We start from the raw sequence: 16,168 nt of genomic DNA, 5'->3' as shown, positions 1-16,168 counted from the left end.
AGCCGAAGACCGCGCCCCGTCACTCCGGGGCCTGACCGGGGGACCCACCACCATGCCGCACCGCGCCGAGACATCGAGCCGCGCCCTTCTGGGCCGCTTGCGCGATGCCATGGCCGACGGCTCGGGCAGCGGTCAGGCGCGGCTCGACAGGATCGTCGATCTCATCGCAAGCTCGATGACCACCGAGGTGTGCTCGATCTACCTGTTCCGCGACGAAGAAACGCTCGAGCTTTGCGCCACGCGCGGCCTTGCCCCCGAAGCGGTCCACCAGACCCGCATGCGCCTCGGCGAAGGCCTTGTCGGCCGCGTCGCGCGCCAGAAAACCGTCATCAATACCGCCGACGCCCCGTCCCACAAGGGCTTCCGCTACATGCCCGAGACCGGGGAGGAACGTTTCTCCTCCTTCCTCGGCATCCCGATCCAGCGACTTGGGGAATCGCTCGGCGTGCTCGTCGTCCAATCGAAGGAAGCCCGCCAGTTCACCCCCGACGAGGTCTACGCGCTCGAGGTGACGGCGATGGTTCTCGCCGAGATGACCGAACTGGGCGCCTTTACCGGCGGCGATCACGGCATGCTTGTGCGCCACCAGCAGCCTGCCCTCTTGCGCGGCGTCTCCGCCCAGGAAGGCGCGGTTGAAGGCTGCGTCTTCCTGCACGAACCCCGCGTTGTCGTCACCAATCCCTTCGCGGGCGACGAGGCCCAGGAACTCGCCCGCCTCAACGAAGCCGTCGACGAGCTTCGCGTCTCCGTCGACCAGATGCTGTCGGGCACGCTCGGCACCGGCGAACAGGCCGCCGTTCTCGAGGCCTATCGCATGTTCGCCAATTCCCGCTCCTGGCTGCGCCGGATGGAGGACGACGTCAAAAGCGGCCTCTCCGCCGAAGCCGCCGTCGAAAAGGAACAATCCCTCGCCCGCGCCCGGATGGAGCAGGCCGGCGACGGCTATCTGCGCGAAAGGCTCCACGATCTGGACGATCTGTCCAACCGCCTGCTACGCATCCTGACCGGTCAGGGGCAGGAAACCGGCGCCGAAATGCCGTCCAATCCTGTCCTCGTCGCTCGCAATATCGGCCCCGGAGAGCTGCTGGATTACGGCAAGACCCTGCGCGGCATCGTGCTGGAGGAAGGCTCCGTCGGCTCGCATGCGGCTATCGTCGCCCGCGCCTGGGCGATCCCCCTCGTCATCAACGCCAAAGGGGTGCTGAGCGAAGCACTCAACAACGATCCGATTCTCGTCGATGGCGATCAGGGCATCGTCCACCTGCGCCCCGACGATACCGTTCAGGGCGCCTTTCGCGACAAGATCGCCATGCAGGCCCGCGCGCAGGAACGTTACGCCTCGCTGCGCGACAAGCCGGCCGAGGCAAAATGCGGCTCCGTTGTCCGGCTCGAGATGAATGCCGGCCTGATCGCCGATCTGCCCTCGCTCGTCGGCTCGGGCGCCGAGGGCGTGGGCCTCTTCCGGACCGAGCTTCAGTTCCTCGTCCGCAACCAGATGCCCACCCGCACCGAGCTTGTGGACATCTACAAGCGCGTCCTCAAGGCGGCGGGCGACAAGCGCGTCGTCTTCCGCACGCTCGATATCGGCTCCGACAAGGTCCTGCCCTATATGAAGCCGCAGGACGAACCGAACCCGGCCTTGGGCTGGCGCGCGATCCGCGTCGGCCTCGACAAGCCGGGCGTTCTGAGAATGCAGCTACAGGCCCTGATCCGCGCGGCCGATGGCGGCCCGCTCACGGTGATGTTCCCTTTCATCGCCCAATACGAGGAATACACCGCCGCCCGCGCCGAGCTCGACAAGGCGATCGAACGCGAGCGCATCCTCGGCCATGTCCTGCCGTCCGAGGTCAAAGTGGGCGCGATGCTCGAAACCCCGTCGCTGGGTTTTGCGCCCGAGAAGTTCTTCGAGGAAGTCGGGTTCCTCTCCATCGGCGGCAACGATCTCAAACAGTTCTTCTTCGCCGCCGACCGGGAAAACGAACGGGTCCGCCGCCGCTACGACACGCTGAACGTGTCCTTCCTCAGCTATCTGGAAATGGTGGTCGAACGCTGCCGCGCCACAGACACCCCGCTCTCCTTTTGCGGAGAGGACGCGGGCCGCCCGATCGAAGCCGTCTGTTTCGCTGCCATGGGCCTGCGCGCCCTCTCGATGCGCCCCGCCTCCATCGGCCCGGTCAAGCACCTCCTGCGCCGCGTCAATCTCGATGAGGCCAAGGCCGTCATCGACGAGGCCCGCACCCGAGGTGACATGAGCGTGCGAGGTGCAATGGCGGAGTGGCTGAAGACCGTCAAATAGCTCGTAAACACTCGACACTATCGCACCGCCATTGTTTCCGCTCGTTGCCCCCAGCGATGATCGCGCGGCTCGTTAACCCGCACAGGCCCTCGCGACTCACCGACCAAATACCGACGTAATACCGACCGGATACCGAAAGCCCATTTCAGCGCCGATCAGGGCGTTAACCTATTAAGGTCAGCCGGACGGAACGCGAACTTTAGGTCCGTCGCCTAACCAACTGCAATCAAACTCGAAAACAGCTTCGGATCCATGCTTTCTGACGCGAAGGTATCGCCTTCCGTCAGAACGCTCACGGCGTCATGCGAATGCAGGCTCTCCTGATGGCTCGCGATCACCCGGAAATCCACAACCCGTTGATCTGCGAGCAGTTCTTGATAGAATAACCGCGCCGCGTCCTCGACAAAGATCGGATTGGCGGCATTCAGCTCCGCAAAGGCCTGCTCGTCCTCGCGCTTGACCATCACTTGCGTCTCAGTCGGCACCGCTGTCCGGCACAGCTCCACCAGATCCTCGAACCACAAACATCCAGCTTTTTCATCCACTTGCACCGAAATCCGTGCGACCGATCTCTGCGAATGCGGCGTCGCCAACTGCCCCCGAACCTGCCGCGCATGCTCGCTCAATTCCAGCGAACAGGGACAGGTCGACGAATAAACGTAATCGAGGTGAACGATCTTCTTCCGCTCCCCTGCCAGATCAACGACTTCAAGCGCTATATCGTAGTATTGATACCCTTCAAGACCCGACCGTAAGCTGCTGACTTTAATCGGAAAAGAGAGCCGCATCTGAATGCGCGCGTCAAAGCTCTCAAGGTCCGTCTTGTAGTCGTCCAGTGCCGCCTCGATCACCTCGAAACTAAACGTCTCCTCCGCCCGCCGGTAGAAGGTCCGCATGATCCGGCTCATGTTGATGCCCTTCTTCTCGGCCTCCAGGCTCACCGTCCCGGTCACGCTGGTCTCGAGCGTCAGTTCATTCCCCTCCCGCGTATGAAAGCGGATCGGCAGACGAAAGTTACTGATTCCAACATGTTGGATCGCCTGCTTCGCCCCCCGGATCAGCGACGACGGCCCATTCTGCAGGTCCGGCAAGGACGCTTTATAGGCCGCGTCGACCTCGAAATCAGCCGGATAGGTCCGCGCCAAAGCTGGATAATTCGACACCTCCTGCCCCGGCAAAAGCCGCGCAACCAACGGATCTAGATCCGCCACTTCCTCCGCCGTCGCAGCCCCCGCCCATTGCCGAAGCAACGCCAAGGCCTGTTCGGCGGCCTCGCGATCGGGTTCGCGGTCAAAGTCTCGGGAAATAAGGTTCATCGTGTCCTCCGTCCGATGGACAAGGCTTCACATATGGCCCGTGCAACGCCGATTTCCAACGGCAGCTTAAGAATTATGCAACCTTTTCGGTGTCAGCTGCGTTTCAAAGCCCCGCGAAAGTCAGCGATTAGATCCTCCGCGCTTTCCAGACCGCAACTGACCCGGATCAACCCGGGCGTGATGCCCAGCATATCCTTCTGTTCATCCGGAAGGCGCTGATGCGTGGTCGTCGCGGGATGCGTCACGATGCTTTTTGCATCGCCCAGATTGTTAGAAATCGTAAAGATCTCCATCCCGTTGAGCGCGTCAAAGGCCCGCTCCTTGGACCCCAGATCGACCGCCAGAACCGTGCCGCCCGCCCCCATTTGCTCCATGGCGAGCGCGTGCTGCGGATGCCCGCTAAGCCCCGGATAAATCACCTTTTCTCCGTCATCACCCAGCGCCGAAGCCACCGCCAGTGCCGTCTCAGCCTGCGCCCGGACCCGCAGATCCATCGTCTCAAGCCCCTTGAGCATCATCCAGGCGGTGAAGGGGCTCATCGCCGCCCCGGTATGCTTGAGGTAAGGCTCCACCGTTTTGCGAATGAACTCCTGCGTCCCAAGAATAATACCGCCCAGCGCCCGGCCCTGCCCGTCGATATGCTTGGTCGCCGAATAGATCACCACATCCGCGCCCTGCTCGATGGCCCGCGAATAGACCGGAGTGGCAAAGACGTTGTCGACCAGAACCAGCGCCCCAACCGCATGGGCTAGCTTTGAAACTGCTTCGATATCAATGACTTCAAGAACAGGGTTCGAGACGCTTTCAAAGAAAACCGCCTTGGTCCCCGGCCGGATCGCCGTCTCCCACTCAGCCAGATCGGTCCCGTCGACAAAGGTCACCTCGACCCCGTAGCGCGTCAGCACCTCCTCGAGGATATAAAGGCACGACCCGAAAAGCGCCCGCGCCGACACCACGTGATCCCCCGCCTTCAGCATCGAGGTCAGCGCCCCGCTGACCGCCGCCATGCCGCTCGCCGTCGCAAACCCGTCCTCAGCCCCTTCGATTGCCGCGATCCGGTCCTCGAACATAGCGACCGTAGGGTTGCCGTAGCGCGCATAGATGAACTCATCCTGCCCTGTCTCGAGAAACCGCGCCTCGGCAGCTTCGGGTGTGTCATAGACGAAGCCCTGTGTCAGATAGATCGCCTCGCTCACCTCGCCGTACTGACTGCGCCGGATCCCGGCATGAACCGCCTTGGTGCGGCTGGACCACTCGGTCATGTTCTTCTCCCTGAAGGCACCCGCCCACAAAAAAAACCCCGGACCGACAAAGGCACCGGGGCTGACCCTGCACCTCTTTAGCGGCATGTTTAACGTGGCCCGCAATCCGGTAACAAATCGCCACGAGTCCCGCCTACCGCTGCCAGGCCTCACGGTCAAGCAACGCGCGGGCCGTTGTCATCTCCTTGAAACGTCTCCGTCACGTTGCCGAAACATCCGAAGCCTAAGGCGCCATCAAGATGTGGTGGTGAGGACGATGACCCTTATCAAGATCAACGCAAGCAGCGCGGAAATCGGCAACGCCGCGCAGTCGGCCAGCACCACCGGTCCCGTCATTGTGATGATCCACGGCTACAAATATGCACCGGATCATCCACAGGCCTGCCCGCATGATCTCCTCCTCTCCGTCGCGCCGCAACGTAGCTGCAACCGGATCGTCAGCTGGCCGCGCAGACTGGGCTTCGGACGGCAGACATCGGAAGGCACCGCGCTCGCCTTCGCCTGGCACGCCCGCGGAACGCTGGGCCAAGCCTATCGCCACGCCGGAGAGGCAGGCCTTCATCTTGCTCGCGAGATCTCGGCCCTCAAGGCAGCCGAGCCAACCAGACCCATCCATATCTTTGCCCATTCTCTGGGAGCGCGGGTCGCTCTTTCGGCCCTGCACCAACTCCAGCCGGGTGACGTTCACCGCATCATTCTGCTGACCGGTGCCGAGTTCCGCGATCGAGCCGCGGCGGCGATGGAAACCCCGGCGGGACGCACTGCCGAAGTGATCAACATCACGACCCGCGAGAACGACTTTTTCGATCTTGTGACCGAGCGGTGGCTGTCTCCGCTTCGGATCTGGCGGCGGACCTTGGGGCATGGGCTGAGAGATCCCCGTCCGAACTGGCTCGATATCGAGATCGATCAGCCCGAGAGCATCACCGCCCTGCGCGGCTTCGGGTTCCCCATCGCTCCTGTCGCGCGCCGGATCTGCCACTGGTCCACCTATCTGCGTCCAGGTCTCTTCCCGTTCTATCAGGCGCTCCTGCGGCGGCCCGAGCAACTCCCTTTCTCGGCCCTGCGCGCCGCATTGCCCGAAAGACAACGCCGCCGCTGGACGCGCCTTCTAGCGCCCCCGCGCGCCCTGCCCTTGCCCTTTGCGCCAAAGACGCCATCCTGACGGGCAACTAGACCCCAGGGAGGCTCCATGGCGATCGATCTATATTATTGGCCCACACCAAACGGCTGGAAAATCTCCATCGCGCTCGAAGAGATGGGGCTCCCCTACAACCTGCATCTCATCGATATCGGTAACGGCGATCAGTTCGCCCCGGATTTCCTCAAGATCGCGCCGAACAACCGGATGCCGGCCATCGTCGATCCGGAGGGCCCGGATGAGAAGCCGATCTCAATCTTCGAATCCGGCGCAATCCTGCAATATCTCGCTCGCAAGACCGGCCAATTCGGCGGCGCGACAGAGCGGGATCGCATCGCGGTCGACCAGTGGCTCATGTGGCAGATGGGCGGGCTTGGCCCCATGGCCGGTCAGGCGCATCATTTTTTGAAATACGCGCCCGCGATGGATCCGCCGAACGATCTTCCCTACGCCAAGGACCGCTACCGCAACGAGACGGCGCGCCTTTACGGCGTTCTCGACCGCCAACTGGCCGAAACCAGCTATGTTGCCGGATCCGAGTTCACCATTGCGGATATGGCGATCTGGCCCTGGGCCTCCCTGTGGGAAGGCCAGCAGCAAACACTCGATGACAAACCACATATGGCCCGGTGGCTTGACCAGGTCGGTGCACGCGATGGCGTTCAGAAGGGTCGCGCGGTCGCGGCTGACAAAAGAGGCGACATCCAGACCGATCGAAAGGCACAATCCGTTCTATTCGGAAACAAAAGCTGAGTTCTGCTAAGATTATTTTAATCTCAAGCCTCTAGGGATCAGGACAACCTGACTCTGGAGGCCATGATGAATTTCCGTGATCGCCGACTGCCTTGCCGCTTCGACGTCGCCGTCAACACCTCGGCTGGAGCGACAAGCGCACAAATCCTGAATGTGACGCGCAAAGGGGCGCGTGTCGCAGGTCTGCCCCTACAGAAGCAGGGAGACGAGGTATCGCTTAAGATCCTTCACCGCGACGTGAAGGCCACCGTGATGTGGCAGACAGGCGAAGTGACCGGTATCGCGTTCAAGGATATGCTGGACCTTCGTCAGTTCGACGCGATCCGAAAGCCAAGGGCTGTTCGCACCACAAGCCGCAAGGTTCGCAAGGTTCACAGTTTCCAGGAGATCGGGTGATCCCTACTCCGTCGTTTCCTCTTCCGGCATGTATTTTTGCAGGGAAACGATTTGCAGCCAGATGAAAACGAAAAGTGCCGCGGGAAAACCGAAGGTCTCGATCTTGACCCAGGTTTCTTCGGACATGGTGCGCCAGACAAACTCGTTCGCGGCGGCAAGCACGACAAAGAACACAGCCAACCGGCGCGTCAGAATCATCCATCCCTCCTCTGACATGGCGAGCATCTCGCCCATCACCCAGGCCAAAGGGCTCTTTCCTCTCAGCAGGCCGATCCCGAGGATCGTAGCCAGACATCCGTAAACGATGGATGTCTTCATCTTGAAGAAGCGCTCGTCATTGAACCACGCCGTCAGCCCGCCGAAAAAAATGACCATGAACGCAGTGAAAATCTGCATTCGGCTCAGCTCGCCTGTCAGGTACCAAAGTACCCCCATCGCAACGAGCAGGATTGGTACAGAAGCCAGGGTCGCTACGATAAACCCCGAGTAATCCACACCGCCAAAAGCAAAGTTCTCGTCCCGGATCCTCATGTAAAGGATGAAGAACGCGACCGTCGGCCCCAGCTCAAGCACTTGTTTTACAAACGGATTTACGTCTCTCTTTGCCATCTAGCCCCCAAATTCCACGATGACCGCACCTATCGCAATCAACCCCATCAGCCCTGCCCGTCGCGGCCCGACGGTCTCCCCCAGAATAAGCCACCCAATCAGCGCGGCAAAGATCGTCGACGTCTCGCGTAGAACAGCCGCTTCTCCCACACTGTCAAGCCGTGTCGCCATCATAACGGCGCCAAATGATCCGAAGGCGATCAATCCGCCTAGAACGCCCCGGGCCATCAATGGTCCAAGCGCCGGTGGGTTCTCCATCCGCCGCCAGCGAAGCGCCGCCACGACAGGCATCCACAAGCCGTCGAGAAAAAAGAACCATGCCAGGAAGGTAAAGGGATTTGCCGCCGCACGGATGCCATAGGCATCGATTGTCGTATAGAGCGCGACGAAGAGCCCCGTCAGGAAAGCCAGTCCAAGGGCAGTCTGAAGCTGCCGGATGGGCACCGTCGCATGTGCGAGATTGTAGCCTGCAAGCCCGAAGATCCCCGCAAGCAGCACCGCCACGCCCAGCCATTGGACCAGCATGAACGTTTCAGCGAAAAGAAGGCTCGCCCCGATCACAGTGAAAAGCGGCCCGGTCCCGCGCACCACGGGATAGACGACCGTATAGGCCCCTTTCGAATAGGCGAACCCCTGCAGCAGCTTGTAACCCACATGGATGACGAACACGACCGCGAAGATCGGCCACATATGATCGCCTGGCCAAGGCACCACGAAAAGCGCAAAGGGGGCCGCCATCAGGCAATAGCTCGCATCGATGGCACCCCGGCTCAGCCAAGGATCATGCCGCCCCTTCTGGAGAGCTCCGAAGATCGCATGCAGGAACGCCGCCAGAAGAGCCAGAACCATCGCGAGGCGATGACCTCCATCGGTTCCTTCAAGAGAGATCAGCCACTCCGTCAACCAATCATGCCAAGTCTGAAGGCCCCGATCTGCTTGACAATACTCATCAAAGACTACTGGCTGACACCCACAAGAGCCGCTGCGAATTCCTCGGGATCAAAGGGCGACAAATCATCGATTTGCTCGCCGACTCCGATTGCATGGATAGGCAACCCGAACCGATCCGCGAGGGCGACAAGAACCCCGCCTTTCGCGGTCCCGTCAAGCTTTGTCATCACAAGCCCCGAAACATCGGCCAGCTTTTGAAACGTCTCGACTTGTCCCAGCGCATTCTGTCCTGTCGTCGCATCCAGCACCAGCAAGGTGTTATGCGGCGCTTCGGGATCGCGCTTTCGGATCACGCGAACGATCTTTGCCAGCTCCTCCATCAGATCTTGCCGGTTCTGAAGCCGCCCAGCCGTGTCGATCATCAGCAGATCAGCTCCGTCCTTTTCCGCCATCGCCATCGCATCATAGGCAAGGCTCGCAGGGTCCGACCCTTCCGGCGCGGTCATGACAGGAACGCCTGCCCGCTCTCCCCAAACCTGCAACTGCTCGACCGCCGCGGCCCGAAATGTGTCGCCTGCGGCGATCACTACGGATTTGCCCGCGGCCCGGAACTGGCTGGCCAGTTTGCCGATTGTTGTCGTCTTTCCAGATCCGTTTACGCCGACGACCAAAACGACCTGCGGACGCTTGGCGTAGATCGGTAGCGGTTTGGCCACCGGCTCCATGATCCGGGCCACCTCGGCGGCCAGAGCGCCCTTTATCTCGCGGGTCGAGACCTTCTTTCCGAACCGCCCCTCCGCGAGATTTTCGGCAACACGCAACGAAGTCTCGACCCCCATATCCGACTGGATCAGCACCTCCTCGAGGCTTTCAAGCATCGCATCGTCGAACACTCGGCGCGGCGCGGACTGATCCTCCGCCCGTCCGAAAAGACGGCCCAGCAACCCGCCGGATTCAGTACTGTCGACCTCCGGCTCAGGGGCAGGCTCGACCGCTATCTCAGGCAGCGGCTCGGGCGACGGAATCGGCATCGGAGGCGGCGTCCGCTGAACTTCGCTGCCCTCTTCTACGATAGCTTCGATCCCCTCCTCGAGTTTCGAGGAGGATTTGAACATCCGGTCCTTGAGCTTTCCGAAAAACGACATGAAGCACGCGCCTTGGCTTGAGGGACCCGCTTCACCTACTCCCGCATGAGGCCGCTCTCAAGCCCGAGCGGAGCAACGGTCAGATTTCATCGGGAAAATATCGCATGACATGCATGAACGGATTGACCGCCGCCTGCCCGAGACCGCAGATCGACGCATCCTGCATGACTTTCGCAAGGTCCTCCAGAAGAGGTTGGTCCCACTGGTCGGCCTGCATCAGCTTGACCGCCTTCTCGCAACCGACCCGGCACGGTGTGCATTGACCGCAGCTTTCGTCCTCGAAGAAGCGCAGCATGTTCAGGGCAGCTGCACGGATGCTGTCCTGATCGGACAGCACAACGACCGCAGCCGAGCCAATGAAACTGCCATGAGCCTGAAGCGTGTCGAAATCGAGAGGCACTTCGTCCAGCGTCGCGGGAAGCAACCCTGATGATGCACCTCCCGGCTGATAGGCCTTAAAGATATGACCTTCCTTCATTCCGCCAGCCGCCGTGATCACGTCTTTAATCGTGGATCCTGCGGGCAAGAGATGAACGCCAGGATTGGTGACACGACCCGATACCGAATAGCTGCGCAAACCGGTTCGTCCGTTGCGCTCGACACTGGACAGGATCTCAGGACCTTCCCGGCAAATGCGGGCCACCCAATGAAGCGTCTCTACGTTGTGAACCAAAGTTGGTTGGCCAAAAAGGCCGACCTCGGCGACATAAGGTGGACGGTGACGCGGGATGCCGCGCTTACCTTCGATCGACTCGATCATCGCGCTTTCTTCACCGCAAATATAGGCGCCTGCACCCCTTCGCAGCTCGATGAAGCCTTGTGAAATTAGGCCTTCAGATTCGAGCGCCTCGATCTCGCGCGCGAGAATCTGCAGGACCGCGGGATATTCGTCCCGCATGTAGATATAGCATCTCTTCGCTTCGATCGCCGCACCGGCGATCAACATACCTTCGAGAAAGAGATGGGGCTCACGCTCAAGGTAATAGCGATCCTTGAAGGTTCCCGGCTCGCCTTCATCGCCGTTGACTGCCAGATATCTTGGTCCGGGATGTTCCCTGACAAAGCTCCACTTTCGTCCACTGGGGAACCCCGCACCGCCAAGGCCGCGCAGACCGCTGGCGAGGACGGCGTCTTGAACAGCCTCCCAATTGCAAGTGCGTCGAAGCTCTTCAAGCGCTGTATACCCCCCCGCAGCGCGGTAAGCAGCTAAGTCCTGGTAGTTTGGAACATGCGTATGGATATGGGCATTGGCAATCGCGTCGCGGACCATCTCAGTCGTCGCAAAGTCCACGTGATTGTGACCTAATTCGCAAACTGGGGCGGTGTCGCAACGACCCATGCAGGGCGCGCGCACGACGCGGACATCTTTGGGATCGAGCTCTGCCTCGAGCGCTGCTTTCAATGCATCCGCACCGGCAAGCTGACAGGAAAGACTATCGCAGACCCTGATGGTCAATGCAGGTGGCGGGGTCTCTCCGTCCTTTACGATGTCGAAATGCGCATAGAACGATGCGACCTCGTAGACTTCGGCCTCGCTCATCCGCATTTCTTCGGCCAAAGCCTTTAGATGTGGGCTCGACAGATACCCGAACCGATCTTGGATCAAATGCAGATGTTCGATCAGCAGATCAGCGCGGCGGGGACTATCCTGAAGCAGATCGCATATATCAAGATGCGCCTGATGATTCAGCGCTCGTCCCTTGGGTCGGTGCCGTCCTTTGCCCCGCCCCGATTTCCAAACGCCCTTGCTCTGCTTTTCGCCGTCAAGCGCCATAGTGTCCTCCGCATGGCTGCTGGCACTCTACTGGTCCCTCTGGGCACGACCACGCCAAAAACGACCGGATGACGATCCGAAACGCAAAGGCCAAGCAGGAAGCTGCTTTGCTTGGCGTTGAGACTGGCCACATGGCGGACAGCTTGTCATAAAGACCGAATGAGACATGCCATAGCCGCCCTCGCCTTCGCTATTGCGCTTCCTGCCGCAGCGGAAACACCTTTATCAGCCGAAGAATTCGGAGCCTTCACCGAAGGCAAGACTCTGAACTTTTATCGCGATGGGGTCCTTTTTGGCGCGGAGCAGTACCGCTCGAACAAACGGGTGCGCTGGTCCTTTATCGCGGGACAAGAGCAACAGGACTGCATGGAAGGTGTCTGGTACGAACAAGAAGGTGATATTTGCTTTTCCTACGAAGATGGGCTTGTTGACCAATGCTGGGCGTTCTTTCGCGATGGCGACGGCTTGCGGGCGACATTCCGAAACACCGTGCCGAACGTGACCGGCTACACGGCGCAGGAAACGACTGAACCGCTTTTGTGTCTTGGGCCAAATGTAGGGGTCTGACGGGGTCTAGAGCAGAGTACCCTGCTCTGGGGGCGGTGGTTTGCGAGATGCTTTTTTCGGCTTCCCGTTAAGTGGCAGGCGTCCATCGGCGAACTCGATCTCCAAATGCTGCGCCGTCTCAGCCTGCGCCTTTCGGGTCAGAACAGCATCCCCGTCTCGTACAACAGCATATCCGCGCTCGAGCGTTGCGCGATAGCCCAACGTCTCGTGAAGGCGCACAAGCGCCTCAAGACGAGCCGACCGATCCGCGATCACTCTGGCAGATCCTTCGGAAAGACGGCGCTCCAACTCCAAAAGCTTCATTTGCAATCGGTTCAGATCTTTAAGGATCTCATGGACCTTCAAACCATCCGAGCGGCGGGCGAGCCGCTCGCGATCCATAGCGATCCGGCGAGACAAGGCGGGTGTCAAACGTCGGTCCCGATCTATCAGGCGCTGCCGGTCCGATTCGATCCCGCGTCGCAGCAGCCCGGGTCTGAGAGAGCCTGCTACCTCGCCCAGTCTGATCCGGCGCACCTGCGCGGTCCGGCGCAGCGCATCGGGCAGCCTCGTCTCCCAAAGATCAAGCCGTTGCCGGGCACTTTGCGTCAGCGCATCACTGCGCGGCAGGGCGCGGGTCAGATCCCGCAGCCGCTGGCGCCTTTGTGTAATCGCTGCAGTTACCGCGCGCGACAGCCGCGTTTCCTGCTCCCCGATCCAGGTCAGCAACTCAAGTCGAACTGGCACAGCGAGCTCCGCCGCCGCTGTTGGCGTCGGGGCGCGCCTATCCGAAACGAAATCGATCAGTGTCGTATCTGTCTCGTGACCGACCGCCGAGATCAGGGGGATATCGCTCTCCGCAGCAGCCCTGACCACGCTTTCCTCGTTGAAGCCCCACAGATCCTCGAGCGATCCGCCGCCGCGCGCCACGATCAGAAGATCCGGACGGGGAAGCGCTCCTCCTTCGCTGAGCGCATTGAAGCCGTGGATAGCCCGCGTGACATCCGGCGCGCAGGCCTGTCCCTGCACCGCGACCGGCCAGACCAGAACCTTGCGCGGAAACCGGTCGCGCAGACGATGCAGGATATCGCGGATGACAGCGCCCGACGGCGAGGTCACGACCCCGATCACCTCGGGTAGGTAGGGTAAGGGGCGCTTACGGCTTTGCTCAAAGAGCCCCTCGGCGGCAAGCATTGCCTTGCGCTTTTCCAGCATCGCCATAAGGGCGCCAACACCCGCCGGCGCAATCTCTTCGATGACGATCTGGTACTTGGACTGGCCCGGAAACGTCGTCAGCCGTCCCGTCGCGACGACCTCCATCCCCTCTTCGGGTTGCGTCGCGAGCGCTTGGGCACGTCCTTTCCAAATCACGCCCGCTATCACCGACCGGTCATCCTTCAGATCCAGATACAGATGCCCCGACCGAGGACGGGAGACGCGCCCGACCTCGCCGCGCACCCGGACGAAAGAGAACTCGCCCTCCACAACTCGTTTGACTGCCCCCGAAAGCTCGCTAACCGTAAATTCCGGCGCGTTCCCGGCCTGCCCGTCATCGATAAGATCCATGTCGCCGCTCCTTGCCTGGCGCTTCTGCTCACCCTAGAACGCGGCTTAGGCAAGGCCAAGGCGAGAGCGCATGAACATCCTGATCCTGGGCGGCGGTGGCCGCGAACACGCGATGGCTTGGGCTGTTCGGCAGAACCCGAAATGCGACCGGTTGTTCATAGCGCCCGGTAACGGCGGAACCGCCGGCATTGCGGAAGCGATCGATCTGAACATCGAAGACGGCAAGCAGATCACAAAGTTCGCTCAGGGCGAGGACATCAATTTGGTCCTCGTCGGACCCGAGGCTCCGCTGGTTGCGGGCGTCGCCGGCGGGCTAAAAGCGGCGGGCATCCCGGTTTTTGGCCCGACAGCTGCAGCCGCCCGACTTGAAGGATCCAAGGCGTTCACAAAAGAGATCTGCGATGCCGCCTCGGTTCCGACAGCGGCTTGGGCGCGCTTTGATGCATCGGATGCAGCGCATGCCTATATCGACGAGGTCGGCGCACCCATCGTCGTCAAGGCCGATGGTCTGGCCGCCGGAAAGGGTGTGACCGTCGCCGAAACCGCGCTGGCTGCCCATGACGCCGTCGACGCCCTTTTCGCTGAGGCGGGCGCCTCCTGCGTTATCGAGGAGATGCTGACTGGAGAAGAGGCCTCGTTCTTCGTGCTTTGCCAAGGCGAAAACGCTTTGCCGCTGGGCACGGCGCAGGATCACAAACGCGCCTTCGACGGCGACCTCGGCCCCAATACCGGCGGCATGGGCGCCTATTCCCCCGCACCGGTCGTGACAGATACGGTCACCGCGCGCGCCATGGACGAGATCATCCGCCCCACCCTTCGCGAAATGGTGCAGCGCGGCACACCGTTTGAAGGGATTCTCTACGCGGGACTCATGATCGAGAACGGCGCGCCTAAGCTTATTGAATACAACGTCCGCTTCGGCGACCCGGAAGCTCAGGTTCTGATGATGCGGCTGGGCGCACAGGCGCTCGACCTGATGCAAGCCTGTGCCGAAGGACGTCTGGAGGAGGCGCGCGTCAACTGGGCCGACGATCATGCCCTCTGCGTCGTTCTAGCGGCCAACGGGTATCCCGGCGCCTATGAAATAGGTAGCCGGATCGATGGCTTGCCTAGCCTTCCGCAGACCAGCGACCGAATGGTTTTCCATGCAGGCACCGCCCTCGAAGACGGCACCACCCTCGCAACAGGCGGCCGCGTCCTGACCGCCACAGCCCGCGGCGCTTCCCTGCAAGAGGCCCGCGATGCGGCCTATGATCTGGCCCGGCGCATCGACTGGCCCGAAGGACGCTTCCGCACCGATATCGGCTGGCGCGCCTTGTCGTGACACCACAAACGAACACGCCGCACCTTATCCAAGGCGCGGCGTTGTCCTATCAAGGATGCAGCAGCTTACGCGGCGCGGCTGATTAGAACGTCACCGATTTCCTTTGCGGCATCGGTCTCGTCCCCGTTGCCCACGGCTGCAATCTCACGCGTAAGACGCTCCAGCGCAGCCTCGTAAAGCTGACGCTCCGAATAGCTTTGTTCTCGCTGATCGTCGGCCCGATGCAAATCGCGCACAACTTCTGCGATGGCGATCAGATCGCCAGAATTGATCTTCTGTTCGTATTCCTGCGCCCGGCGGGACCACATCGCCTTTTTGACCTTGGCTTTGCCGCGCAGCGTCTTCATTGCGGCGGACACCACATCAGGCGAGCTGAGTGAGCGCATTCCCACTTCGGTCGCCTTGTGCGTCGGTACGCGCAACGTCATCTTGTCCTTCTCGAACGAGATCACGAACAGCTCCAGTGTAATCCCGGCCACTTCCTGCTCTTCGATCGAGACGATCTTGCCGACGCCATGCGCTGGGTAGACGACAAACTCGTCTGGGCTAAAGTCTCTTTTCTTCGATTTAGTCATACCGGTCTTTCTCCTCGGTCATCTCGGCAGTCACACCTTGACATCAAGCGACAGAAAACCGGCGGAGACGCATCTCCGTCGGCCCAGATGTCGCAATGTCTATTCAAATGGTGGACAGCATTGAGCGCCTTATAGCACAGAAATGGCTTCTTCGCTACGGTGCGATACACTGCCAAATACCAATGTCCGTTGGAGAGAAGCGGGACGTTGTTTTCAAGTACCGTTCAGGCCCGAATCAGCCGCCCTCGCCTGCGGCTTCTGAGAAGAGCTCCATCTTGCCTTCCTTGCCGTCCATCTCCTCGGCGGTCGGAAGCGGATCCTTCTTGGTGATGATCACCGGCCAAATCTCTGAATACTTGCGGTTGAACTCGACCCACTTCTCCATATCCGGCTCTGTATCGGGGCGGATCGCATCGGCTGGGCACTCCGGCTCGCAGACGCCGCAATCGATGCACTCGTCGGGATGAATGACGAGCATGTTCTCGCCTTCGTAGAAACAGTCGACCGGGCATACCTCGACGCAATCGGTGTATTTGCAGGCGATGCAGCTGTCGTTGACGATATAGGTCATAAT

The 16,168-nt window shown here is 60.9% G+C and carries 15 protein-coding genes and 1 riboswitch; of the genes, 6 read left to right on the top strand and 9 right to left on the bottom strand.

Annotated elements, in window-relative coordinates; translation table 11 throughout:
* Positions 1-52 precede the first annotated feature (52 nt).
* The gene (ptsP, locus tag AAD018_RS12915; protein ID WP_367314499.1) at positions 53-2,296 is read left to right on the top strand and encodes a phosphoenolpyruvate--protein phosphotransferase; all 2,244 of its coding nucleotides are present in this window, start codon (positions 53-55) and stop codon (positions 2,294-2,296) included.
* A gap of 212 nt (positions 2,297-2,508) precedes the next feature.
* Here ptsP and folE2 read toward each other — a convergent pair whose 3' ends face one another.
* Together folE2 and metZ are read right to left on the bottom strand one after the other, a co-directional pair.
* Entirely contained in the window at positions 2,509-3,612 is a 1,104-nt protein-coding gene (gene folE2 / locus AAD018_RS12910) for a GTP cyclohydrolase FolE2 (RefSeq protein WP_367314498.1), read from the bottom strand.
* Between the two features lie 92 nt (positions 3,613-3,704).
* Positions 3,705-4,874 (bottom strand): O-succinylhomoserine sulfhydrylase, encoded by a 1,170-nt coding sequence (gene metZ, locus AAD018_RS12905; protein WP_367314497.1) that lies wholly within the window; start codon positions 4,872-4,874, stop codon positions 3,705-3,707.
* A gap of 56 nt (positions 4,875-4,930) precedes the next feature.
* A riboswitch (SAM riboswitch) is annotated at positions 4,931-5,008 on the bottom strand.
* Between the two features lie 122 nt (positions 5,009-5,130).
* Between metZ and AAD018_RS12900 the strand changes: the two genes are divergently transcribed.
* From AAD018_RS12900 to AAD018_RS12890, 3 genes are all read left to right on the top strand, one after another.
* A complete protein-coding gene (locus AAD018_RS12900; protein ID WP_367314496.1) occupies positions 5,131-6,039 on the top strand; it encodes an alpha/beta hydrolase in 909 nt (302 codons plus the stop codon).
* A gap of 27 nt (positions 6,040-6,066) precedes the next feature.
* Positions 6,067-6,768 carry a glutathione S-transferase N-terminal domain-containing protein gene (locus AAD018_RS12895; protein ID WP_367314495.1) on the top strand — a complete coding sequence of 234 codons (702 nt, stop codon included), beginning with the start codon at positions 6,067-6,069 and terminating at the stop codon, positions 6,766-6,768.
* A gap of 66 nt (positions 6,769-6,834) precedes the next feature.
* Positions 6,835-7,164 carry a PilZ domain-containing protein gene (locus tag AAD018_RS12890; RefSeq protein WP_367314494.1) on the top strand — a complete coding sequence of 110 codons (330 nt, stop codon included), beginning with the start codon at positions 6,835-6,837 and terminating at the stop codon, positions 7,162-7,164.
* Positions 7,165-7,167: 3 nt separating this feature from the next.
* Here AAD018_RS12890 and AAD018_RS12885 read toward each other — a convergent pair whose 3' ends face one another.
* From AAD018_RS12885 to AAD018_RS12870, 4 genes are all read right to left on the bottom strand, one after another.
* Positions 7,168-7,773, bottom strand: coding sequence for an inner membrane-spanning protein YciB (locus AAD018_RS12885; RefSeq protein WP_367314493.1), 606 nt, complete (start codon positions 7,771-7,773; stop codon positions 7,168-7,170).
* Positions 7,774-8,676 carry an EamA family transporter gene (locus tag AAD018_RS12880; protein ID WP_367314492.1) on the bottom strand — a complete coding sequence of 301 codons (903 nt, stop codon included), beginning with the start codon at positions 8,674-8,676 and terminating at the stop codon, positions 7,774-7,776.
* A 53-nt stretch (positions 8,677-8,729) separates the two neighbouring features.
* Positions 8,730-9,809 (bottom strand): signal recognition particle-docking protein FtsY, encoded by a 1,080-nt coding sequence (ftsY, locus tag AAD018_RS12875; RefSeq protein WP_367314491.1) that lies wholly within the window; start codon positions 9,807-9,809, stop codon positions 8,730-8,732.
* A 79-nt stretch (positions 9,810-9,888) separates the two neighbouring features.
* Positions 9,889-11,583 carry an NAD(P)H-dependent oxidoreductase subunit E gene (locus tag AAD018_RS12870; RefSeq protein WP_367314490.1) on the bottom strand — a complete coding sequence of 565 codons (1,695 nt, stop codon included), beginning with the start codon at positions 11,581-11,583 and terminating at the stop codon, positions 9,889-9,891.
* Positions 11,584-11,742: 159 nt separating this feature from the next.
* Between AAD018_RS12870 and AAD018_RS12865 the strand changes: the two genes are divergently transcribed.
* Entirely contained in the window at positions 11,743-12,150 is a 408-nt protein-coding gene (locus AAD018_RS12865; protein ID WP_367314489.1) for a hypothetical protein, read from the top strand.
* 6 nt (positions 12,151-12,156) lie between these two features.
* Here AAD018_RS12865 and xseA read toward each other — a convergent pair whose 3' ends face one another.
* Positions 12,157-13,695, bottom strand: coding sequence for an exodeoxyribonuclease VII large subunit (gene xseA / locus AAD018_RS12860; protein ID WP_367314488.1), 1,539 nt, complete (start codon positions 13,693-13,695; stop codon positions 12,157-12,159).
* Between the two features lie 70 nt (positions 13,696-13,765).
* On the opposite strand from xseA, the gene purD reads away from it, so the two are divergent.
* A complete protein-coding gene (purD, locus tag AAD018_RS12855) occupies positions 13,766-15,019 on the top strand; it encodes a phosphoribosylamine--glycine ligase (protein ID WP_367314487.1) in 1,254 nt (417 codons plus the stop codon).
* A gap of 65 nt (positions 15,020-15,084) precedes the next feature.
* Here the strand turns inward: purD and AAD018_RS12850 are convergent, their stop codons facing one another.
* The gene (locus tag AAD018_RS12850; protein ID WP_367314486.1) at positions 15,085-15,594 is read right to left on the bottom strand and encodes a CarD family transcriptional regulator; all 510 of its coding nucleotides are present in this window, start codon (positions 15,592-15,594) and stop codon (positions 15,085-15,087) included.
* 235 nt (positions 15,595-15,829) lie between these two features.
* A complete protein-coding gene (fdxA, locus tag AAD018_RS12845; protein WP_367314485.1) occupies positions 15,830-16,165 on the bottom strand; it encodes a ferredoxin FdxA in 336 nt (111 codons plus the stop codon).
* Positions 16,166-16,168: the final 3 nt, after the last annotated feature.

The organism is Aestuariibius insulae, from assembly GCF_040783535.2.
GTDB classification, from domain to species: Bacteria; Pseudomonadota; Alphaproteobacteria; order Rhodobacterales; family Rhodobacteraceae; genus Aestuariibius; species Aestuariibius insulae.
The sequence above is the reverse complement of the archived record's forward strand: the minus strand, read 5'-3'. Positions and strand labels throughout refer to the sequence as shown.